Source organism: Salinispora sp. CH2A1_6, assembly GCF_056820975.1.
In genome coordinates this window covers 72,752-94,943 of sequence record NZ_JBXEDG010000007.1, presented here as the reverse complement: position 1 = coordinate 94,943, position 22,192 = coordinate 72,752, and the positions used below count along the sequence as shown (strand labels likewise).

The following is a 22,192-nucleotide window of genomic DNA, read 5'->3' as shown; positions in this document are numbered from 1 at the left end:
GCAGTGGTGACCCGCGGACCGTGCCGCACCCACCATCGGGCCGCACCGCGCGAGCGTGGTTGCCGCGGCGACTAGGCTCAGCAGACGACCTGACACTTCGAGGGAAGGGGAGCCGTCGTGCTCGTGGCCGGTTTTCCCGCGGACGCCTTCGGCACCAACTGCTACGTGGTCGCGACGGCGCCGGGGGAGCAGTGTGTGGTGGTCGATCCCGGCATCGGGGTGCTCGACCGACTCGACGCCCTGCTGGCCGAGCACCGGCTGCATCCGGCCGCGGTCCTGTTGACCCACGGCCACCTCGACCACACCTTCTCCGTCGCGCCGGTCTGCGGTGCGCGGGGGGTCACCGCGTACGTTCACCCGGCTGACCGGGAGCTCCTCGCCGACCCGGCGAAGGGGCTCTCCGCCGACCTGGCCGGGCTCTTCGGTGGTCGGCTGCCGTACACCGAGCCGGAGGACGTCGCCGAACTGACCGACGGCGCCACCCTCGACCTCGCCGGGCTGGAGATCACCGTTGACCATGCGCCGGGCCATACCGGCGGGTCGGTGCTCTTCCGGTTGCCCGGAGCGGGTTCCCGCTGGGAGGCAGACGAGCTCTGCCTCTCCGGTGATGTGCTCTTCGCCGGCTCGATCGGCCGTACCGACCTGCCGGGTGGCAGCCATCCGACGATGCTCGCCAGCCTGCGGAGCAAGATCCTCCCGCTGGCGGACGACACGGTCGTGCTGCCCGGCCACGGTCCCACCACGACGATTGGCCGGGAACGCGCCGCCAACCCGTACCTCCTCGAGGTCGCGGGCGCGCAGGCGCGACCGGCGGCCCCTGCCCGCGGCCTGTAGCCGCCGCATCTTCTTCCCCCGCGTGGACCGCGCGGGGTTCGCGAACGGAGCACCATGAGTAAGCCCACGCCGATCTCCGGCTTTCCGGAGTGGACGCCCGCCCAGCGGATGATCGAGCAGTCCGTCCTGGAGCGGATCCGGGACACCTTCGAGCGGTACGGGTTCGCCCCGCTGGAGACCCGCGCGGTCGAGCCGCTCGACCAGTTGCTGCGCAAGGGGGAGACCTCCAAGGAGGTCTACCTGCTCCGGCGGCTGCAGGCCGACCCCGACGGACCGGCCGGCGACGACGCTCTTGGCCTGCACTTCGACCTGACCGTGCCGTTCGCCCGGTACGTGCTGGAGAACGCCGGCAAGCTCCAGTTCCCGTTCCGCCGCTACCAGATCCAGAAGGTGTGGCGGGGCGAGCGACCGCAGGAGGGCCGCTACCGGGAGTTTCTGCAGGCGGACATCGACATCGTGGACCGGGACACGTTGGCACCGCACCACGAGGCCGAGATGCCGCTGGTGATCGGGGACGCGCTGCGGTCGCTGCCGATTCCGCCGGTGCGGATCCAGGTCAACAACCGCAAGATCTGCGAGGGCTTCTACCGGGGGGTGGGGATCACCGACCCGGAGGCGGCGCTGCGCGCGGTCGACAAGCTGGACAAGGTCGGCCCGGCCCGGGTGGCCGACCTCCTGACCGCCACGGCCGGGGCGACCGAGGCGCAGGCGAAGGCCGTGCTGGCGCTGGCGGAGATCTCGGCGCCGGACGCGTCGTTCGCCGACGCGGTGAACGCGCTCGGGGTCAGTCACCCGCTGCTCGACGAGGGCCTCGCGGAGCTGGTCCAGGTGATGCAGACCGCCGCCGAGCACGCGCCCGGCCTCTGCGTCGCCGACCTGCGCATCGCCCGCGGCCTGGACTACTACACCGGGACCGTCTACGAGACGCAGCTGGTCGGGTACGAGCGGTTCGGCTCGATCTGCTCCGGCGGCCGGTACGACAACCTGGCCAGCGCCGGTGCCGTCGCGTTCCCGGGAGTGGGCATCTCGATCGGTGTGACCCGGCTGCTCGGCCTGCTCTTCGGTGCCGGGGCGTTGAGCATCTCCCGTCCGGTCCCCACCTGTGTGGTGGTGGCGGTGACCAGCGAGGCGCAGCGGGCGGTGAGTAACCGGGTCGCCGAGGCGTTGCGGGCCCGGGGCATCTGCACCGAGGTCGCGCCGAGCGCGGCGAAGTTCGGCAAGCAGATCCGCTACGCCGAGCGGCGGGGCATCCCGTACGTGTGGTTCCCCGGCACGGACGAGGGAGCGGACGAGGTCAAGGACATCCGTACCGGTGCGCAGGTGTCGGCGCGGGCGGAGGTGTGGCAGCCACCGGCGGCGGACCTGCGGCCGGTGGTGAGCTGAGTTCACGTGACCGTCGGCCCGGTTCGGTCCGGGGTGGGTGTTTCGGCAGGAAGGCGCTGCTCCGAGGCGCATCTGGGATGCTACTGGCGCGTACCGGCGATCGGACCTACGGTGGCGTAAGTTACGCCACCGTAGGGAGACCGCACATGAGCGTCCTCAGCCAGACCGCCCTCCTGCACGAGCTGGAAGTCGTCGTGGAGAAAAACCTCGACCGGCACCTGTCGATCGCGAAGGAGTGGTTCCCGCACGAGTACGTGCCCTGGAGTGAGGGGCGGACCTTCGACGGTCCGCTCGGTGGGCAGGCGTGGACGCCGGCCGACTCAGAGCTGCCCGAGGTCGCCCGTACCGCGTTGATCGTCAACCTGCTCACCGAGGACAACCTGCCCTCGTACCACCACCAGATCGCCACGCTCTTCGGTCGGGACGGGGCGTGGGGGACCTGGGTGCACCGGTGGACGGCCGAGGAGGCGCGGCACGGCATCGCGATCCGGGACTACCTGACGGTGACCCGGGCGGTCGACCCGGTGGCCCTGGAGCGCGCCCGGATGACGCACATGTCGGCCGGCTACCGCAACGCGCACGACGAGGAGATGCTGCACTCGCTCGCGTACGTGTCGTTCCAGGAGTTGGCCACCCGGATCTCGCACCGGAACACCGGCCGGGCCACCGGCGATCCGCACTGCGAGGCGCTGTTGGCGCGGATCGCCACCGACGAGAACCTGCACATGCTCTTCTACCGAAACCTGCTCGCCGCCGCCTTGGAGCTGGCGCCCAGCCAGACGATGCGGGCGGTGGCCGACGTGCTGGCCGAGTTCCAGATGCCGGGCAACGGCATCGAGGGGTTCGCCCGGAAGTCCGTCGCGATCGCCCTGGCCGGCATCTACGACCTGCGCCAGCACCGGGACGAGGTGGTGCTGCCGGTGCTGCGGCAGTGGGACATCTTCGAGGTGTCGGGCCTGGACGCGGACGGCGAGGCGGCCCGGGACCAGATCGCGGCCCACCTCGAGGGCCTGGAGCTCGCCGCGTCCCGATTCGAGGAGAAGCGCGACGCCCGTCGCGCCCGACAGGCGGCCCGGGGCTGACGCCCCCAGGGCGCGGCGGGATCTCCTTGCGCGCACCCGGCAAACGGCGGTGCGGTAGCCCTGACAGAATGCCGGGGCAGAGACATTCTGCCCCGGAACAGGCTGGAACGAGGATGCGGCCCCGGGGCGGCCCGGCGAGGATGCCGGGCAGATTCATTCCGCAGACGAGGGAGACGCACGCCGTGATCCGTACCCATGACGCCGGAAGCCTGCGCGCGACGGACGCCGGCACCACGGTGACGCTCGCCGGCTGGGTGGCCCGCCGGCGCGACCACGGCGGTGTCATCTTTGTCGACCTGCGGGACGCTTCCGGGGTGGCCCAGGTCGTCCTCCGCGAGGAGGACGCCCACGTGCTGCGCAACGAGTACTGCGTCCGGGTCACCGGCGAGGTGACCCGTCGTCCCGAGGGCAATGAGAACCCGGAACTGGCCACCGGCGAGGTCGAGGTGACGGCGGAGGAGCTGGAGGTGCTCTCCGAGGCGGCGCCCCTGCCGCTGCCGGTGGACGACCAGGTCGAGGCCGGTGACGACGTCCGGCTGCGCTATCGGTATCTGGACCTGCGCCGCAGCGGCCCGGCCAGCGCCCTGCGGCTGCGGTCCGCGGCCAACCAGATCGCCCGCACGGTGCTGCACGAGCGGGACTTCCTGGAGATCGAGACTCCGACGTTGACCCGCTCGACGCCGGAGGGGGCCCGGGACTTCCTGGTGCCGGTCCGGCTGCAGCCCGGCACCTGGTACGCGTTGCCCCAGTCGCCGCAGTTGTTCAAGCAGCTGCTCATGGTGGGCGGGATGGAGCGCTACTACCAGATCGCCCGCTGCTACCGGGACGAGGACTTCCGCGCGGACCGGCAGCCGGAGTTCACCCAGCTGGACATCGAGATGTCCTTCGTCACCGAGGACGACGTGATCGACCTCGGCGAGGCGATCGTGTCCCGGCTGTGGCGGGAACTGGCCGGCCACCAGATCACCCGGCCGATCCCGCGGATCACCTGGCACGAGGCCATGGCGCGGTACGGTTCGGACAAGCCGGACCTGCGCTACGGCGTGGAGTTGACCGAGCTGACCGACTACCTGCGCGGCACCCGGTTCCGGGTCTTCGCCGGCGCGATCGAGGCGGGCGGCTACGTCGGTGCGGTCGTGATGCCCGGTGGTGCGGCGCAGTCCCGGAAGGAGCTGGACGGCTGGCAGGACTGGGCCAAGGCGCGGGGCGCGAAGGGCCTGGCGTACGTGGTGCTCGACGCCGAGACAGGTGAGGCGCGGGGCCCGGTCGCCAAGAACCTCTCCACCGAGCACCTGGCGGGTCTGGCCGACGTGGTCGGCGCGAAACCCGGTGACGCGATCTTCTTCGCCGCCGGGGCGGAGAGCCGGGCGGCGCAGGAGCTGCTCGGCGCGGCCCGGGTGGAGATCGCCCGCCGGGCGAAGCTGATCGACGAGAGTGCCTGGGCGTTCTGCTGGGTGGTTGACGCGCCGATGTTCGAGCGGGTCACCGACGGCGAGGAGGGCGGGGCGAGCGGCTGGACCGCGGTGCACCATCCCTTCACCGCACCGAACGCCGAGTGGGTGGACCGCTTCGAGGAGGCGCCGGAGCGGGCTCTCGCATACGCGTACGACATCGTCTGCAACGGAAACGAGATCGGCGGCGGCTCGATCCGTATCCACCGCGGCGACGTGCAGCAGCGGGTCTTCGACCTGCTCGGTATCACCCCCGAGCAGGCGCAGGACAAGTTCGGCTTCCTGTTGGAGGCGTTCAAGTACGGCGCGCCGCCGCACGGCGGGATCGCCTTCGGTTGGGACCGGATCTGCATGCTGCTCGCCGGTGCCGACTCGATCCGCGAGGTCATCGCCTTCCCGAAGACCCGCGGCGGGTTTGACCCGTTGACCGCCGCGCCGACCCCGATCACCGCGGCGCAGCGCCTGGAGGCGGGCGTGGACGCCCGGCCCAAGCCCGAGGCGCGGGCGCAGGCCGGCACCGCCGGCCCGGCTGCTCCGGTGGCCGACCCCACCTGATCGCCTCGTTGGTCATTCCCGTGGCGGCCCGGCTCCTGCCGGGCCGCCACTGTCGTGTTCGGCGCCCGGTCGGGCTGAGTGGTGCGGGACCAGTCGAACCCGAAGGCGTTGCATAACTTCTGTGCAAAACTCTTGTGCACAGAAGTTATGCACAGATATTGTGCGAGCATGACTGATGACCGGGAGCGGGCAGGGCCGGCTCCGCGCGTGGTGCACATCGACCACCGGCAGATTCGGGTGCTGGCGCACCCACTGCGGATCCGGCTCCTCGGGGCGCTGCGGGTGCAGGGCTCGGCGACCGCCACCATGCTGGCCGAACAGCTCGACACCAACACCGGTGCCACCAGCTACCACCTGCGTCAGCTCGCCGACGTGGGGCTGGTCGCCGAGGACCCCGACCGGGGCACCGGCCGGCAGCGCTGGTGGCGGGCCGCGCACGAGATCAGCGAACTCGAGCCCACCGACTTCGACGACGATCCGGACGCCCGCGCCGCCCTGGAGTGGATCCAGGGCCACCAGCTGCGCCTGCTGACCGAGCAGGCGCAGCGGTGGCGCGCGGCGCAGAGCGAGTGGTCGTCGGAGTGGCGGGACGCCTTCGGGATGGGCGACGCCTTCCTGACCCTTCCCGCAGACCGGCTGAAGGCGCTCAACGACGAACTCTGGCAGGTCCTGGAGCGCTACCGCGAAGCGGCCGACCCGGCGGAGCCCGGCGCCGAGCAGGTTCAGGTCTACCTCGCCGCCTACCCGCTACCGAAGGAGGCGTGATGGCTACCCTCTCGATCCACCAGGTCCGCAACCGCTACCTCATCCTGCTCAGCCTGCGCTGGCTGCCGGTCGGCCTGCTGGTCCCGGTCTTTGTCCTGCTGATGCAGGAGCGGGGCCTCACCCTCACCGAGATCGGCGTGGCCTTCGCCGCCCAGGGTGTCCTCGTTCTCGCGCTCGAGCTGCCGACCGCCGGGCTCGCCGACGCCGTGGGACGCCGGCCGGTGCTGGTGCTCGCCGCGGTGGTCAACCTCGTCTCCTTAGCGCTCTTCGTCATGGCCGACTCGTTCGCCCTGCTGGTGGCGGTGTGGGCGTTGCAGGGGGTCTATCGGGCGCTGGACAGCGGCCCACTCGAGTCGTGGTTCGTGGACAGCACCCTCGCGGCCGACCCCGAGGCCGAGTATGAGCGCGGCCTGAGCCAGGGCGGGACGGCGCTCGGCGTCGCCATGGCGGTCGGTGCCCTGCTCAGTGGCGCGCTGGTCGCGCTCGGCCCGGTCGGCCCGTTCACTGCGTTGACCATGCCGATCGTGGTCGCCGTGGGCTTGCAGGTCGTCGGGCTGCTGGCCGTGCTCGCCCTGCTACGTGAGCGTCGTCCCACCGCCGGGTCGTCGGCGCTGCGCGAGTCGATCGCGGAGGCCCCCCGGATGATCGGCCAGGCGATGGGGCTGCTGCGCCGCTCCCGGGTGCTGCTCGCCCTGCTCTCGGTCGAGATCTTCTGGGGCTTCGGCATGGTCACTTTCGAAGCTCTCCTGCCGGTCCGGCTCGCCGAGGTGCTCGGCGACTCCGATCGAGCCGGTGCGCTGCTCGGGCCGGCAACCATGGTGGCCTGGCTCGCGAGCGCCGGCGGCGCGGCGGTGACCCCGCTGCTGACCCGGCGACTGGGCGCCGCGCCCGCCGCGGCGCTGCTGCGGATCGCGCAGGGCGTCACCGTGGTCGGGATGGCGCTGCTCGCCGGCCCGGTCGGAGTGCTGGTTGCGTTCGTCGTCTGCTACGTCGTGCACGGCGCCTCGAACCCGTTGCACATGGGGCTGGTGCACCGGCAGGTCGACGGGCCGTACCGAACCAGTGTGGTCTCCCTGAACTCGATGGTGGCTATGCCTGCCGGTGCCGCCGGGGGGATCGTGCTCGGCCTGGTCGCCGACCGGGCCGGCGTCAGCGCCGCGATGTTGGCCGGCGCGGTCGTGCTCGTGATCGCCGCGCCGCTGTACCTGCCCGCCTGGCGGGCGAGCCGCGATGGTTCTTCCACCCCGGCCGGTACGCCGACGGCCGCCGACTCGCCCGAGCCGCCGGTACCGGCGACCCAGCCCGAGGGCTCGGCGCCGGTCAGCGGAGAGCCCGGCGTGCCCCCGGCCCGCGCCGGTGACCCGACCACCGGAGCGGGCGCGGCTCGACGGTGATGGCGGTGCCACCGGCCGCGTCACGCGGCCGGTGGCACGGGCCGGACCGGAGGGGGCAGGTCAGCTCCGCCCGGCGGCGCTGATTCTGTTGACCCCGGCCGCGCCCGGTACTGTTCCCGTGATGGATCCTGACGCCCTCTTCTCCTTAGGAGAGCCCGCCGCCGCGGCCGTCGCGCCCGCGGGTACGGCCGGCATGACTGGGTTCACGCCGGTCGGTCAGGACGCGCCGCTGGCCGTCCGGATGCGCCCGACCGGGCTTGACGAGCTGATCGGCCAGGACCACCTGCGTGCCCCCGGCGCGCCGTTACACCAACTCGTCTCCGGGGCCGCACCGATGTCGGTGATCCTCTGGGGGCCGCCGGGCAGTGGGAAGACCACCATCGCGCACCTGGTGGCCGGAGCCACCGACCGTCGCTTCGTGGCGATGTCGGCGCTGAACGCCGGGGTGAAGGACGTCCGTGCCGTCATCGAGGCCGCCCGCCGGCAGCGCCGCGCCGGTGGCCCGCAGACCGTGCTCTTTATCGACGAGGTGCATCGGTTCAGCAAGACCCAACAGGATTCGCTCCTCGCCGCGGTCGAGGACCGGACCGTCACGCTGCTGGCGGCGACGACTGAGAATCCGTACTTCTCCGTCATCTCGCCGCTGTTGTCCCGGTGCGTGCTCCTCACCCTGCAGCCGTTGGATGACGACGCGGTGCGCAGCCTGCTCCGCCGTGCGGTCGCCGACGGTCGAGGCCTGGGCGGCACGCCCGCCCTCGCCCCCGACGCCGAGGAGCACCTGGTTCGGCTCGCCGCCGGTGACGTCCGCAAGGCGCTCACCGCCCTGGAGGCCGCGGCCGCCTCCGCCACCGCGGTCGGGGCCAACCGCATCGATCTGGCCACCGCCGAGCAGGCGGTGGACAGCGCCGCCGTCCGCTACGACCGCGACGGCGACAGCCACTACGACGTGACCAGCGCGTTCATCAAGAGCATGCGCGGCTCCGACGTGGACGCGGCGCTGCACTGGCTGGCCCGGATGCTGGTCGCCGGCGAGGATCCGCGGTTCATCGCCCGACGGATGGTCATCTTCGCCAGCGAGGACGTCGGCATGGCCGACCCGGGTGCGCTCGGCGTGGCCACCGCCGCCGCCCACGCGGTGGAGTATGTCGGCCTGCCGGAGGCCCAGCTCAACCTCGCCCAGGCGGTGATCCACCTGGCCACGGCCCCGAAGTCGAACTCGGCGACCACCGCCATCGGGGCGGCCCTCGCCGATGTCCGGGCTGGTCGGGGTGGGGCGGTGCCACGCGGGCTACGGGACGCGCACTACCCCGGCGCCAAGGGGCTCGGCCACGGCACCGGCTACCGCTATCCCCACGACGACCAACGGGGTGTGGTCAACCAGCAGTACGTGCCCGACGATCTCGTCGGCACCGACTACTACCGGCCCAGCCAGCACGGGGCCGAGCGAGCCGTCGCTGATCGACTGCCGCTGCTGCGCCGGATCATTCGCCGGTCGGCGCCGACGGCTGACCGCCGGCCGGCAGCGGCGCCCGGTGGCACCGGGGCGGGCAACGGCCGCCAACCCGAAAGACCGGGTGACGACGGGGCGTACGAGGGTGGCGCGGACGCCACTGAGGAGGGGCAGCAGTGAAGTCGCGAGGGGCGGACCAGCCCGAGGAGAGCGCCGACCAGCGGCGCAAGGGGCGCCGCTGGGGGCGGGGGAAGGCCGAGGCCACGGCCGCCGAGCCGGTAGGCGGCGAGGAGTTCGGCTGGATCGACGACCTGCGTACGGCGAAGGCGCAGCGGGCCGAGCTGGGCCCGGAGGGCGGGCCCGGTCCGTCCACGCCGCCACAGCGCCTCGGTGCCGACCCGGGCCCGAGCGGCACTGGGGCTACACCGCCCGTGCGGCGAGACGCGCCCGAGGCGCCCCGCCCGCGACCCGACGCTGGCCGGCGGTCCGGCTCCGCGAAGCCTGCGACCGCTCCCGGGCAGCCCGCTCCTTCTGGTCCTGCCACCCCCCCTGGAGGGCTGCCGGCTCCTTCCGCTCCTCCCGGCCCCTCAGCTCCTCCCCAGGCCCACGGGCGCGGGGCCCAGCCCGGCCTGCCGAACACCGAGCCGGTCGGCCGTGGCCGCCCGGCAGCGTCAGCCCGTCCGCCGGCCGGCGCCGCGTCCCCGCCGGGCCTCGCCCCATCGGCTGGCCGGGGTGGACGAGGTGGCGCCGGTGAGCCGCCGGGCGCTCCGGGCACCCCGCTGGGCGCTCCGGGCACCTCGCCGGCGGTCCCCGGCCGGGCCGGCGACGATCCCACCGGCGGGATTCCTCTCGCCACGGGTGGGCATCGTGCGCCAGCCGAGGTTGGCAGGGCACCCGGCCACCGTGCTGCCCCGCCGTCCGGTGGTGTCGCCCGGCATGGCCGACGGGAGACGCCGGAGGAGGACACCGTTGTACCGCGTGGCCGCCCGTCCGCCCCCGAGGGCGGCCCGGGGCCGGCCACTCCCGCGGTGAACACCGACATCCCGAGCCCGCGAACCGACCGCGCCGACCCGGTCCCCAGCGAGGGGCGGCGAGCTCGACCGAGGCGGCCGGCCGACTGGCTGCGGGAGGCCGGCCGTACCCCCCACCAGACCGACCCCACGCTCCGTTCCCTGAATCAACCAGCGGTCCCCCCGGGCTCGCCGGTAGCCCCGCGTAGCGCGCCGCCCGCCGGCGGCCAGGGACCCGCTGACGGCCCGCGTTCTGGACCCGAACCGATCCGGGGCGGTCCCGCCGCCGGGCGAGCGCGGCCCGGCCCCGCCGGTCCGCACCCGGGAGCGGCTGGCCCCGCGCGACCACACCCGCCCGCTGGACCGGCTGCCGAACGCCCCCGCCCGTCCGCCGCCGCGAGCGGCGCGATCGGTGAGCCGTCCCCGCCCGGCCCGGGCATTGTCCGTCCGGGCCGTCCGGATCAGGCGCCGCCACGGGCCGCTGCCGGGCCGCCGCCACGAGCCGCTGCCGCTGGGCCGCCGCCACGAGCCGCTGCCGCTGGGCCGCCGCCACGGGCCGCTGCCGCTGGGCCGCCGCCACGGGCCGCCGTCGGGCCGCCGTCGGGCACGGTTGCCCCGCGGCGGGCCGGCATGCCGACTCCGCCCGCGGGCGGAGCTCCGCCGCCCGGCGTAGCCCGACCGGACGGCATCCCGGGTGGTCCCCCCGGGATGCCGCCCGGTGCTGCCCGGCCCGGCGATGCGCCAGCTGGTCCGCGACTCGCGGCGGGGATGGCCCGGCCCGCCGGCCCCCGTACCAGCATGGACGAGCGACCGTCGGGTCGCGCGCTACCGCCACCGCGAGAGCCGGCCCGGGCCACGCCCCAGGGTGTCCCGCCGGCGCCGTTGGCGGCCGCGCCGGACGGGCCGTCGCGCGGCGGGGCAGAACCCCCCGCGGTCGACACCGCCGCACCGGACGGATCCGGTGGCGCCCGCTCGTACCTGCGCCGGCAACCGCAGCAGCGGCTCCGGACCGGAGCCCTGGCGCTGGCCAGCATCGTGCTGCTCGGTGTTGTCCCGGCCGTCTTCGGGCTACAGACGCTGAACCGTGACCCGGTGTTCGACACCCTCGACCAGTTGGCGGTTCCCACCTGGGCAGCGACCGAGACGGTGGACGACGTCAGTGGCAGTCGCTGGTGTCTGCTGGACTGTCGACTCCGCGAGCGCACCGTGGCCTCGGAACGTTCTCCGGAGGAGACTGTCCAGGTCTACGAGGCGTCGCTGCGGGGCGAGGGCTGGCAGCCGTGGCAGGTCGACCGTTGCCCCGAGCAGTCGGCGAAGGGCAGCTACACCTGCTGGCGACGGGATGAGCTGACCCTCGATCTGTGGGTACGCGAGCCCGCCTGTGTGCCGCCACCAGTCGACGGCGAGCCGGCGCTCGTGCCGTCCCCGGATCCATCAACCCAGGCGGCGGAGTGCACCGGCTCGTTGGTCTCGGTGAAGGTGCGGAACGCCATCGACGATGACCGGACGCGACCGCAGCCGAGCACCGACCCGTCGCTCACCGGTGAGGATCCTTTCCCGACCTTGTCCGAGGACCCGCTCGGTGAACTGACCCCCTCACCATCCTGAGGCGGTCTCCATCACGGACGGTAGGGTCTGGGCTGGCAGGCCCGCCTGCCTCCGGCCGACCAGTGGCCGGGGCGCGCGGCACGGGCGTGGGGACGACGGCGGCTTGCCCTGAAACGTCCGGTGCCCGCTGATTCGGCTTGAGGAGGACAGGCGTGGACCTTGGAGAAGTCGCGGCGTTGATCGCGGCGATCGCGTTCGCGATGCTGGTGTTGATCCTGGTGCTACCGATCCTGCGGCTGCGGCACACGGTTGATGCGGCCACCCGGATGATCAACGACGTCAATGAGCGTACCGCGCCGCTGCTGAGCGAGGTCAATACCACGGTGAAGAATGTCAACACCGCGCTGGATCAGGTGCAGACCTCGTTGGATGGGGTGAATCTCCAGCTCGCCAAGGTCGATACCATGACCAACCACGCGCAGAACATCACGGCGAACGTCGCCAACCTCGCCACGATCGTCTCCGCCGCTGCCGCGAGCCCGCTGGTCAAGGTGGCTGCCTTCGGCTATGGCGTGCGTCGGGCCACGGCCGCCCGCCGGCATGCGGAGACCGAACGTGAGGTGCGGGACACCATCAAGCAGCAACAGCGCGACCGCCGGCGCGGTCGCCGCTGAGCAGCGCCGGGGCGCGCAGGAGGGGGAGAGTCATGAGGCGGTTGTTCTGGCTGGGCATCGGGCTGGCCGTGGGCGTGTTGGTGGTCCGCAAGGCCACCCGGACGGCCCAGGCCTACACGCCGGCCGGGATCGCCGGCGGGCTGTCCGAATCCGCTGGCGACCTGGCCGAGTCGGTACGTAGCTTCGTGTCGGACGTCCGGATCGGAATGGCCGAGCGCGAACAGGAGATTCACGAGGCCTTCGCGCGCGGCGAGGCGTTCGACGACAACGTCGCCGAGCTGCGGGAACATCCGCGCACCGGCGATCGAGAGACTTTCCCGGAGGAGCACCAGCGATGAAGACGGCGGAGATCAGGCAGCGGTACCTCGCGCACTTCGAGGCGAACGGTCACGCCGTGGTGCCGTCCGCTCCGCTGCCCGCCATCAGCGACCCGAACCTGCTGTTCGTCGCCGCTGGCATGATGCAGTTCGTCCCCTACTTCCTGGGGCAGCAGACCGCGCCCTACAAGCGGGCCGTCAGCGTGCAGAAGTGCCTCCGTACGCCGGACATCGACGAGGTGGGCAAGACCAGCCGGCACGGCACGTTCTTCCAGATGAACGGCAACTTCTCGTTTGGGGACTACTTCAAGGACGAGGCGATCCGGCTGGCCTGGGACCTGTCCACCAAACCGGTTGACGCCGGGGGCCTCGGACTCGACCCGGAGCGGATCTGGCCGACGGTCTACCACCACGACGACGAGGCGTTCCAGATCTGGCGGTCGGTCGGGGTGCCCGCGGATCGGATCGTGCGTCGCGGCAAGGCCGACAACTTCTGGTCGATGGGCATCCCCGGGCCGTGCGGGCCGTGCTCCGAGCTGTTCTACGACCGGGGCCCCGCGTACGGCCCGGAGGGTGGCCCGGCGGTTGACGAGGACCGCTACGTGGAGTTCTGGAACCTCGTCTTCATGCAGTTCGAGCGGGGGCCGGGCATCGGCAAGGAGGACTACCCGATCCTTGGCGACCTGCCGGCGAAGAATATCGACACCGGGATGGGCCTGGAGCGGATGGCCTCCATCCTCCAGGGCGTGGACAACCTTTACGAGATCGACGAGGTGCGGCCGATCCTGGCCAAGGCCGCCGAGCTGACCGGCAAGCGGTATGGCGCGCAATCCAGTCAGGTCGCCAGCGAATCGCACCCGGACGATGTCCGGTTGCGGGTCGTCGCCGACCATGTCCGCACCGCACTGATGCTGATCGGGGACGGGGTGACCCCGAGTAATGAGGGGCGGGGCTACGTGCTGCGCCGGATCATGCGTCGGGCGATCCGTTCGATCCGGCTGCTGGGCTGGCAGGAACGGGCGATGCCCGAGCTGCTGCCGGTGGCCCGCGACTGCATGGCCGCGTCGTACCCGGAGCTGGCGACGGACTTCGGCCGGATCGCCGACTACGCGTACGCGGAGGAGGATGCGTTCCTGTCCACGCTGCGCGCCGGCACCACGATCCTGGACACCGCCATCGCCGAGACCCGCACCGCGGGCCGGCGCGCGATCTCCGGCGCGAAGGCGTTTCAGCTGCACGACACGTACGGCTTCCCGATCGACCTGACTCTGGAGATCGCCGGCGAGCAGGGCCTGCAGGTCGATGCCGAGGGCTTCCGTCGGCTGATGGCCGACCAGCGGGCTCGGGCGAAGGCCGACGCGCAGGCCCGGAAGACGGGGCACGTGGACCTCTCCGCGTACCGGACGGTGCTGGATGAGGGCGGCCCGGTCACCTTCACCGGCTACCAGGAGGTCTCCCGCGAGTCGACGGTGCGGGCGGTGCTCGGTGCGGCCAGCCCGCACGCCGCGGCGGTGGAGGGCGAGACGGTCGAGCTGGTGCTCGACACCACCCCGTTCTACGCCGAGGGCGGCGGTCAGCAGCCGGATCTCGGCGTGATCACCGTTGGTGGGGGCCAGGTGGAGGTCCTCGACGTGCAGCAGCCGGTGCCCGGGTTGATCGTCCACCGGGCCCGGGTGCTGCGGGGCGAGGTGCGCGTGGGCGAGACCGGCTTCGCCGAGATCGACACCGATCGCCGGCGGGCGATCTCCCGGTCGCACACCGCGACCCACCTCGTGCACCAGACCATGCGCAACTTCCTCGGTGAGTCCGCCACCCAGGCCGGTTCGCTGAACGCACCGGGGCGGCTCCGCTTCGACTTCAACACCCCGACCGGGGTGGCGCCGAGCGTCCTGCGGGATGTGGAGCAGCAGGTCAACGAGGCGCTCCTGGCCGACCTGGAGGTGCGTGCCTTCGTCACCTCGCTGGCCGAGGCGCGGCGGATCGGTGCGATGGCGCTCTTCGGCGAGAAGTACGGCGAGCAGGTGCGAGTCGTCGAGGTCGGTGACTACGCGCGAGAGCTGTGCGGTGGCACCCACGTGGGCCGCTCCGGCCAGCTCGGCCTGGTGAAGATCCTTTCCGAGTCGTCGATCGGGTCCGGGGTGCGCCGGGTCGAGGCGTTGGTCGGGATCGACGCGTTCAACTTCCTTGCCCGCGAGCACCTGCTCGTGGCGCGCCTCGCCGAGCTGTACCGGGTCCCGTCCGACCAGGTCGCGGAGCGGGTGGAGCAGACCGTCACCCAGCTGCGCGACGCCGAGAAGGAGCTGGAGAAGCTGCGCGCACAGCTGGTGCTCGGCGGCGCGGCGGCCCTCGCCGCCCAGGCGAGCGAGGTGCGTGGGGTGGCGTACGTCGGGACCGAGGCGCCCGAGGGCGCGGCCGGCAACGATGTGCGGACCCTTGCGCAGGAGATCCGTGGCCGGATCGATCCGGCGCGTCCGGCGGTGGTCGCGGTGGCAGCCCGGGCGAACGGCAAGGCTTCGCTGGTGGTGGCGGTCAATCCAGCTGCCCGGAGCCAGGGGCTGTCGGCGGCGGATCTGGTCAAGGTAGCCTTCGCCGGTCGGGGTGGGGGCAGCCCCGAGTTGGCCCAGGGGGGCGGCCTGCCGGCGGCGGAGGCGCCGGCGTTGCTCCGCACTGTCGAGAATGCCATCGCCGGGGCGTAGTGTGCCGGAGGATGCCCGGTGCCGGAGGTGCCGCCCGTTCGTTCTCCCAGGGAGGTGACCATTCGTGGCGCAGTGGTCCCGAGGCGTACGCCTCGGGGTGGATGTCGGACAGGTCCGGGTCGGCGTGGCTCGGTCCGACCCGCACGGCGTCCTGGCAACCCCGCTGGTCACCCTCGCCCGGGATCGCACTGCCGCGCCGGAGGCGGTCCCCAGCGACATGGCCGAGCTGGCCGCGTTGGTGACCGAACACGAGGCGGTCGAGGTGGTGGTTGGCCTTCCGGTGAATCTCGCCGGTCGGCAGGGCCCCGCCGCCGTACATGTGCAGGCGTATGTCGGCCGCCTGATCGAGGTGATTTCGCCTGTGCCGGTGACGCTCGCCGACGAGCGGATGTCAACGGTCGTGGCTAGCCGTAGGCTTGCTGAGCGTGGCGTCCGGGGGCGGCGGCAGCGGGCGGTGGTGGACCAGGCGGCCGCGGTGGAAATCCTGCAGAGCTGGCTCGATGCGCAGCGGAGGCGGATGCAATGATCGAGGAGCTGGACCCCGATTTCGATGCGGATCGGGGGGAGAAGGGCCGGCATCGGCGCGGCTACGTGCGTAAGCGTCAGCGCGAGCGAAAGCGCGGCTCGGGTGGCGGGCGCGGCAAGACCGTGCTGGCCCTGCTGCTGACCCTGACTCTACTCGGCGGCCTCGGTGGTGGCGCCTACTACGGCTTCGAACGGATCCAGAGCCTGCTCGGCACGCCAGACTACGACGGTTCCGGGACCGAGGCGGTGACGGTCGAGATCCCGGAGGGCGCGCCAATCGCCGCTATCGCGGTCACGCTCTACGAGGCCGGGGTGGTCAAGAGCAGTAAGGCTTTCGTCAATGCGGCGGAGGATAACAGCCAGAGCAAGAACATCCAGCCCGGCCAGTACGAGTTGCGTAGGCAGATGAGTGGCGAGTACGCCGTGGCCGCGATGCTGGACCCGAATAACCGGGTCGTGAACGGGATCACTGTTCCCGAGGGGCGGACGGCGAAGAGCATCTACAAGCTGCTCGCCGAAGAGACCGGGATCCCCGTGGCGGAGTTCGAGGCGGCGGCGAAGGATCCGCTCGCGCTCGGTGTCCCGCAGTGGTGGTTCAAGCGGACCGATGACCGGAAGGTCGAGCCGTCGATTGAGGGTTTCCTCTTCCCCGACACCTACGAGCTTCCCCCGGACCCCACGGCCGAGTCGATTCTCGCGCTGATGGTGGAGCGGTTCCTCACCGTCGCCGAAGGGATGGAGTTCGTCGACCGGGTGCAGAACGAACGCCAGATCGCGCCCTACGAGGCGTTGATCGTCGCGTCACTCGCCCAAGCCGAGGCGGGTACGCCGGGGGACCTGGGCAAGGTCGCCCGGGTCGCCTACAACCGGGTCTACGGCGACTTCAACTGCAACTGCCTGGAGATGGATGTCACGGTCAACTACTACCTGGAGTTGACCGGCCAGGAGACCAAGACCTCCGCCGAGATGACCCAGGACGAGTTGCTTGACACGGAGAACCCGTACAGCCGCAAGCTTGAGGGCCTGATCCCCACGCCGATCAACAACCCGGGTCAGCTGGCCATGGAAGGCGCCATGGACCCGCCGCCCGGAAAGTGGCTCTTCTTCGTCGCGATCAACAAGGAGGGAGAGTCGGCCTTCGCGGAAACCTACGAGGAGCAGTTGCGCAACGAGGCCAAGGCGAGGGAGGCGGGTGTCATCTGAGCGCGTGCGGGCGGCGGTGGTCGGCGCCCCGATCGCGCACTCCCTCTCCCCGGTGATCCACAACGCCGGCTACGCCGCGGTGGGCCTGCAGAACTGGTCGTACACCCGCTTCGAGTGCGCCCAGGCGCAGCTGCCGGCTCTGGTCGCCGGCTTGGGCCCGGAGTGGGCGGGGCTCTCGGTCACCATGCCGGGCAAGGAGACGGCGCTCGCGGTGGCCGCGACGGCGTCGTCGGTCGCGGCCGCGGTCGGCGCGGCCAACACCCTGGTCCGCCGGCCGGACGGCTCCTGGCACGCGGACAACACCGATGTCGCCGGCATGGTGGAGGTGCTGACCGGGGCCGGGGTCGGCCCGGAGTCGACGTTGACGGTGCTCGGCGCCGGTGGTACCGCCCGGGCGGCGGTGGCCGCGGCGGCGGCGCTGCGGGCCCGGACGGTGACGGTGGTGGCCCGGCGGAAGGCCGCGATCGCCGACCTGCGTCCGGTGGCCGCGGCGGTGGGCGTGTCGCTGACCGGCGTTCCCTGGTCCGACGCTGTTGCGGCCTGCTCCGCCGACGTGGTGATCTCGACCGTCCCGGCGGGGGTCGCCGACCCGCTCGCTGCGGCGGTGGCGTGGCGGCCCTCCACGGTGCTCTTCGATGCCCTTTACGACCCTTGGCCGACCCCACTCGCGGCCGCCGCGCAGGCTGCCGGCTGCCGGGTCTGCTCTGGTCTCGATCTGCTGCTGGCCCAGGCGGTCGGCCAGTTCGAGCAGTTCACCGGGGTGCCGGCGCCGCGTGCCGCGATGGCCGCCGCGCTCACCGCGGCTCGGGCGGGCTGATCCCCGCAGCGGCGACTCGTCACCCGCCAACGGGGCGAACCGGCGGTGGCGTGCGCCGAGCGGGGGACGCCGGAGTGCCCGGGGCTGAGGCCAGCGGGGCACGTGCCGGCCAAAGGGCAAATGCCGACCAATCGGTTGATATCGCTGAGGGGGTCGGGTAAGGCACGCTACGCGGGTTCTCACCCCCTGGGAGGTAAAGCGTGGCTGGGTTCTTGCATCGTCGGCGGACTTCGGGTCGCCCCGTTCGGACGGCCCTGATCTGCTCGGTAACCGTTGTCGCCGCGTTGCTCATACCATCCGCGGCCTCCGCCACCGTCCCGCCGGTACCCGAGACACAGATCCTGGTGTCGAGCGATCCTGTTGATGAGACACCGCACGCCCGTGACGGCGAGGCCCGAGCCTTCGCAGAGATCGGCTCGATGGTGTATGTCGGCGGCACCTTCACCCAGATCCGGCAGGATCCGACCACGGCGTGGGTCAGCCAGCGCTACCTGTTCGGCTACGACAAGGTCACCGGGGCGATCTCGACGACCTTCCTGCCGGCGCTCGACGGTGCGGTGAACTCGTTGGTCGCCGGCCCGAACGACACGTTGCTCGTCGGCGGGGCCTTCCGGAACGCCAACGGGGTGTCCCGGAAGAATCTGGTGGCGCTCGACCCGAGCACCGGCGCCACCGTCGACAGCTGGGTGGGCCGCTCCGACGGCGGCACCGTGCGGGACATGGTGCTGTCCGGCGGCTGGCTCTACCTGGCGGGCGCCTTCAACTGGGTGAACGGCACTCCGCACGCCGGGCTGGCCCGACTGCATGCCAGCACGGGAGCGATCGACTCGACCTTCGCCATCAACGCCACCGTGGGGCGACACGACACCAACTCGTACGTCTGGACCATTGATGTCTCGCCGGGCGGGGACACTCTCGTGGCCGGCGGTAATTTCACGGAGGTCAATGGCCTGTCACGGAACCAGATGGTGTTGGTCGATCTCTCGGGCACGCCGAGTGTTCTCGACTGGAGCTCGGAGAAGTTCGTGGCGCCCTGCCGCCGGCCCGACGTCTTCGTCCACTATGTGCAGGATGTGAGGTTCGGTGGTTCTGGCAGTTGGTTTGTCGTCGGCACCAACGGCGGGTCGGGCTGGCCGGCCGCGTACTGCGACGCGCTGGTGCGGTTCGAGACCGCGGCCCGCGGCAGTGGTCAGCTTGGCACGTGGGTGCAATACACCGGCAACGACACCGTTACCTCGGTCGAGGTGGCCGATAACGTCATTTATCTCGGGGGGCACTTTCGCTGGCTGAACAACCCGAACGGGAACGACAAGGCCGGCGACGGTGCCGTTGATCGACTCGGTATCGCTGCCGTCACCCCGGCCACCGGGATGCCGGTGAACTGGAATCCCCGTCGCAGCGGTGGCTCGTCGCTGCCCCCTGGCGCCAGCTCGTGGGGCACCACCGTCCCGGTGCTCTGGCGAGGCGAGGACGGGTTGCACTTCGGGCACAACTCCGATGGCATGGGGAGTGAGTACCACGGCCGGCTCGGGATGTTCCCCCGTTCCGGTGGTCGGACGATCACCCCGAAGAACCCGTCGACCGCGCCCAGCGGCAATCTCTACCTGGGCACCGGGGAGGGCGAGCTGGCCCGGGTGCCGTTCGACGGCACCGGCATCGGCGCACCGACCACGGTCAGCCAGCCGAACTACACCGGCGCCGGGGCGACCTGGGGAATGAGTGACCGGATCTACTGGGCACACACCGTCGCCGGAACCCCGACGGGCAGCCGGATCGACATCTCGATGTTCCCCGGTGGCGTAGTCGGTGTCCCGTGGGAGTCGTCCGGCTACAACGGTTGGTTCGATGCGGGGGAGCTGACCGCCGCCTTCTTCCTGGACGGGCGCCTCCACTACACCCGGGCCGACTCCGAAGCCCTCCACTACCGATACTTCGAGACGGACGGGAACTACCTCGGTGCCACCGAGTTCACGCTGCCCACCGCCGGGGTCGACTGGTCGACGGTGCGGGGCATGGCGTGGGTGGACGGCAGGATCGTGTACGGAAACACCGACGGGAACCTGCGTAGCGTCCCCTTCCGGCCAGCGGTGGATCCCGTGGTGGACGGCGGGGAAGGCGTACTGCTCGTGACCGCGAGCCCGGAGCTGACCTGGTCCACTCCACAACTGTTCTTCACCGTGCAGTAAGTCGACTAAGGAGCGTCGATTATGGTGGATGCTTCGTGTTGGCTGACGGTGAAGACTATGCCGTCGTCCCCGGACGTGGGGAGGATCGTTGCGGGGCATCCGCCGTGGTTTTGTGGTAAGGGCCGGGTTTGCACTGAAGCGCGGCTGGTACCGGTTGCGCTATCCGAGGCTGAGTCTCGGCCGGGATGTGGAGATCCGGGGCCGGGTCCGGCTACGCCGTGGCGTGCGGGTGCGCATCGGCGACCGGACTCGGATCAACAAGCTGGTGCGGTTCGCCGGTCCGGGGGAGGTTCACATCGGCGCCGACTGTCTGTTGAGTGCGACGTGGGTGGGTGCCTGGACCTCGGTCACGGTCGGCGACGGTTGCCTCTTGTCGAACTGTGAGGTGCGGGACAACGACTTCCACAATCTGCGGCCCGAGGTGCGACACGACCCGCCCAGCCCGCGCACCCGAGCCCCGATTGTTCTTGAGGACAACGTCTGGATCGGCGCACACGCGCTCGTGCTGAAGGGTGTGCGGATCGGCCGGGACAGTGTCGTGGGCGCTGCCACGGTGGTCCGGACGGATGTCCCGCCCCGGGTGGTGGTTATTGGAAACCCGCAACAGACAGTGAAAAAGTTCAATGACTAGCACCGCTGGTGGCGGCTGGACCGCCAACACCGCCTCGGGTGAGGGGACATCGGGTCGTACGGTCACCCTGACCGACCTGCTCCGCGTGCCGCTGCACCGGATCCGGGTGCTGGCCGGTGCCGCCGTGTTCGGGCTGCTCGCCGCATTCGGCTATGTGCTGCTGGTGCCGAGTGCGGTGACCGCCGACGCCGTGGTGGCGGTGCGACCGGTGGTCACCGACGCCTTCACGCCGAGCGGCGCCTCCGCCGATCGCGCGGTGAACATGAACGTGGAGCGGGGCATCGCCACCGGGACCGAGGTGGTGCGGCGGCTGGTGGACGCCACCGGCCGGGACCAGCGTGACGTGCAGGACGCCCTCGAGCTCGAGGTGCCGACCGGCGGCCAGATCCTGCGCTTCCGCTTCACCGCGAACTCCACCCAGGATGCGGTTGCCGGCGTCAATCTCGCCGCGGCGGCCTATCTGGACGTGCGCCGCACCATGTACGAGCAGCAGCGGGCGGACATTCTGCGCTCGTACGACGAGAGCATCAAGAAGGTTCAGGCCCAGCAGGCGGCGTTGCAAAGTCAGATCGCCGGTGCGCGGGAGGGCGAGGCGGATGCGGCGGTGGCTGAGCTGTCCGCAGTGAACAGCCAGCTGGTCCAGCTCGGCTCGGCCCGTACCGAGATCGCGGCGGTTGATGTCAACCCCGGCTGGGTCACCCGTGAGGCGGAGCCGAACCTGGTCGCCGCAGGCGGTAGCAACCTGCTCCGCCTACTCGCGGGGCTGTTGGGTGGGGTGCTGCTCGGCATCGTGTTGGCGTACGGGTGGGAGTCGGTGGACCGGCGCATCCGGTCGGTCGACGATGGCCGGGACGCTACCGGCCTGCCACTACTCGGTACCGCCCGCGGCCCGAAAGCGCGCGGCTCACGGCACGCCGTGGACGCCGATGTTCGGTACGTGGCGATGGCCATCGCTGGGCGGATCCGGGAACCGGCCCGGATCGTGTTGTTGACCACCCGGGGGGATCAGACCGCGCTGGGCGCCGGGCTGGCGGTGGCGCTCGCGGTCACCGGCCGGGAGGTGTACCTCGCTGACGACATCGGTCGCCTGGGGCGGTTGCGCAGCGAGGTGCTGGCTGGCGTGGCGCGCCTGCCGGCGACGGCGAACTCCGCCCGGCCGGTGGTGCCGCAGCCGCGCCAGGGCCAGCGGACGGCCCCCATTGATGAGGTCACCGAGCAGATCACCGTCCGGCGACCATCCCCCCACCCGACCGCTCCTCCCCGCCAGGCCCCGGTCCAGCGCGCGACCCCGGCCGGCCACGGTACTGCCGCTGACCACCAGACGTCCGACGACCCGGATGGCACGATCTCGTTGCCCCGGATCGCCCCCACCGTGCCGAGCAGCGGAAAGAGCGCAGTCGAGGCGTCCGCCGACACGGTTGCGGTGGGTGCCGGCAGCATCCGGTTCGGTACCTGGCGGCAGCGGGCTGCCAGCGGGGTGGTGCTGTTCAACGCCCCACCGGCCGAGGCCGATGAGCGGGGCGTCGCGGCGGCTCGACAGGGCGCCGCGGTGGTGGTGGTCCAGCAGGACCAGACCCGGCAGAGTGATCTACGTCGGCTGGCGGAGCGGCTGCGAGCGGCTGGTGTGGCCCCCCTCGGCTTCGTTCTCACCCACCGCGGCCGGGGCTGACC

Annotated in this window: 18 protein-coding genes; 17 read left to right on the top strand and 1 reads right to left on the bottom strand. The window is 71.7% G+C overall.

The features are described from left to right. Positions 1-117 precede the first annotated feature (117 nt). The 7 genes from AC1UKG_RS12355 (at position 118) to AC1UKG_RS12325 (ending at position 9,094) form a co-directional block, all read left to right on the top strand. Positions 118-834: an MBL fold metallo-hydrolase gene (locus tag AC1UKG_RS12355; RefSeq protein WP_018743972.1), complete on the top strand. Its 717-nt coding sequence runs from the start codon at positions 118-120 to the stop codon at positions 832-834. A 54-nt stretch (positions 835-888) separates the two neighbouring features. Then, positions 889-2,217 carry a histidine--tRNA ligase gene (hisS, locus tag AC1UKG_RS12350; protein ID WP_018814062.1) on the top strand — a complete coding sequence of 443 codons (1,329 nt, stop codon included), beginning with the start codon at positions 889-891 and terminating at the stop codon, positions 2,215-2,217. A 146-nt stretch (positions 2,218-2,363) separates the two neighbouring features. Further along, entirely contained in the window at positions 2,364-3,299 is a 936-nt protein-coding gene (locus AC1UKG_RS12345) for an acyl-ACP desaturase (protein ID WP_018814061.1), read from the top strand. Positions 3,300-3,481: 182 nt separating this feature from the next. Next, positions 3,482-5,305 (top strand): aspartate--tRNA ligase, encoded by a 1,824-nt coding sequence (gene aspS, locus AC1UKG_RS12340; RefSeq protein ID WP_018743975.1) that lies wholly within the window; start codon positions 3,482-3,484, stop codon positions 5,303-5,305. A 168-nt stretch (positions 5,306-5,473) separates the two neighbouring features. Beyond that, positions 5,474-6,070 (top strand): ArsR/SmtB family transcription factor, encoded by a 597-nt coding sequence (locus tag AC1UKG_RS12335; RefSeq protein ID WP_026325298.1) that lies wholly within the window; start codon positions 5,474-5,476, stop codon positions 6,068-6,070. Then, positions 6,070-7,464 (top strand): MFS transporter, encoded by a 1,395-nt coding sequence (locus AC1UKG_RS12330; protein WP_482642922.1) that lies wholly within the window; start codon positions 6,070-6,072, stop codon positions 7,462-7,464. Before AC1UKG_RS12335 ends, AC1UKG_RS12330 begins: the two co-directional genes overlap by 1 nt. A gap of 121 nt (positions 7,465-7,585) precedes the next feature. Continuing rightward, positions 7,586-9,094 (top strand): replication-associated recombination protein A, encoded by a 1,509-nt coding sequence (locus tag AC1UKG_RS12325; RefSeq protein WP_026271357.1) that lies wholly within the window; start codon positions 7,586-7,588, stop codon positions 9,092-9,094. 491 nt (positions 9,095-9,585) lie between these two features. Here the strand turns inward: AC1UKG_RS12325 and AC1UKG_RS12320 are convergent, their stop codons facing one another. Beyond that, entirely contained in the window at positions 9,586-9,852 is a 267-nt protein-coding gene (locus AC1UKG_RS12320; protein ID WP_482642921.1) for a hypothetical protein, read from the bottom strand. Positions 9,853-10,722: 870 nt separating this feature from the next. Here AC1UKG_RS12320 and AC1UKG_RS12315 point away from each other — a divergent pair. The 10 genes from AC1UKG_RS12315 to AC1UKG_RS12270 all read left to right on the top strand — a co-directional run bounded on the left by AC1UKG_RS12315 (position 10,723) and on the right by AC1UKG_RS12270 (position 22,190). Then, entirely contained in the window at positions 10,723-11,532 is an 810-nt protein-coding gene (locus tag AC1UKG_RS12315) for a hypothetical protein (protein WP_018814056.1), read from the top strand. A gap of 152 nt (positions 11,533-11,684) precedes the next feature. Then, on the top strand, positions 11,685-12,146 hold the full coding sequence (locus tag AC1UKG_RS12310) for a DUF948 domain-containing protein (RefSeq protein WP_018743981.1): 462 nt from the start codon (positions 11,685-11,687) through the stop codon (positions 12,144-12,146). Positions 12,147-12,178: 32 nt separating this feature from the next. Beyond that, the gene (locus tag AC1UKG_RS12305; protein WP_018743982.1) at positions 12,179-12,484 is read left to right on the top strand and encodes a hypothetical protein; all 306 of its coding nucleotides are present in this window, start codon (positions 12,179-12,181) and stop codon (positions 12,482-12,484) included. Beyond that, positions 12,481-15,159: an alanine--tRNA ligase gene (alaS, locus tag AC1UKG_RS12300; RefSeq protein WP_482642920.1), complete on the top strand. Its 2,679-nt coding sequence runs from the start codon at positions 12,481-12,483 to the stop codon at positions 15,157-15,159. Before AC1UKG_RS12305 ends, alaS begins: the two co-directional genes overlap by 4 nt. Before the next feature lie 64 nt (positions 15,160-15,223). Further along, complete coding sequence (gene ruvX, locus AC1UKG_RS12295; RefSeq protein WP_018730022.1) at positions 15,224-15,685, top strand: Holliday junction resolvase RuvX; 462 nt, start codon at positions 15,224-15,226, stop codon at positions 15,683-15,685. Then, the gene (gene mltG / locus AC1UKG_RS12290; RefSeq protein WP_482642919.1) at positions 15,682-16,887 is read left to right on the top strand and encodes an endolytic transglycosylase MltG; all 1,206 of its coding nucleotides are present in this window, start codon (positions 15,682-15,684) and stop codon (positions 16,885-16,887) included. The genes ruvX and mltG overlap by 4 nt, the downstream gene beginning before the upstream one ends. Further along, positions 16,877-17,704: a shikimate dehydrogenase gene (locus tag AC1UKG_RS12285; protein WP_482642918.1), complete on the top strand. Its 828-nt coding sequence runs from the start codon at positions 16,877-16,879 to the stop codon at positions 17,702-17,704. The genes mltG and AC1UKG_RS12285 overlap by 11 nt, the downstream gene beginning before the upstream one ends. 254 nt (positions 17,705-17,958) lie before the next feature. Next, complete coding sequence (locus AC1UKG_RS12280) at positions 17,959-19,890, top strand: hypothetical protein (protein ID WP_482642987.1); 1,932 nt, start codon at positions 17,959-17,961, stop codon at positions 19,888-19,890. Between the two features lie 88 nt (positions 19,891-19,978). Continuing rightward, entirely contained in the window at positions 19,979-20,521 is a 543-nt protein-coding gene (locus tag AC1UKG_RS12275; RefSeq protein ID WP_029123651.1) for an acyltransferase, read from the top strand. Then, positions 20,514-22,190: a lipopolysaccharide biosynthesis protein gene (locus tag AC1UKG_RS12270; RefSeq protein ID WP_482642917.1), complete on the top strand. Its 1,677-nt coding sequence runs from the start codon at positions 20,514-20,516 to the stop codon at positions 22,188-22,190. The genes AC1UKG_RS12275 and AC1UKG_RS12270 overlap by 8 nt, the downstream gene beginning before the upstream one ends. The last annotated feature ends 2 nt before the right edge of the window (positions 22,191-22,192 follow it).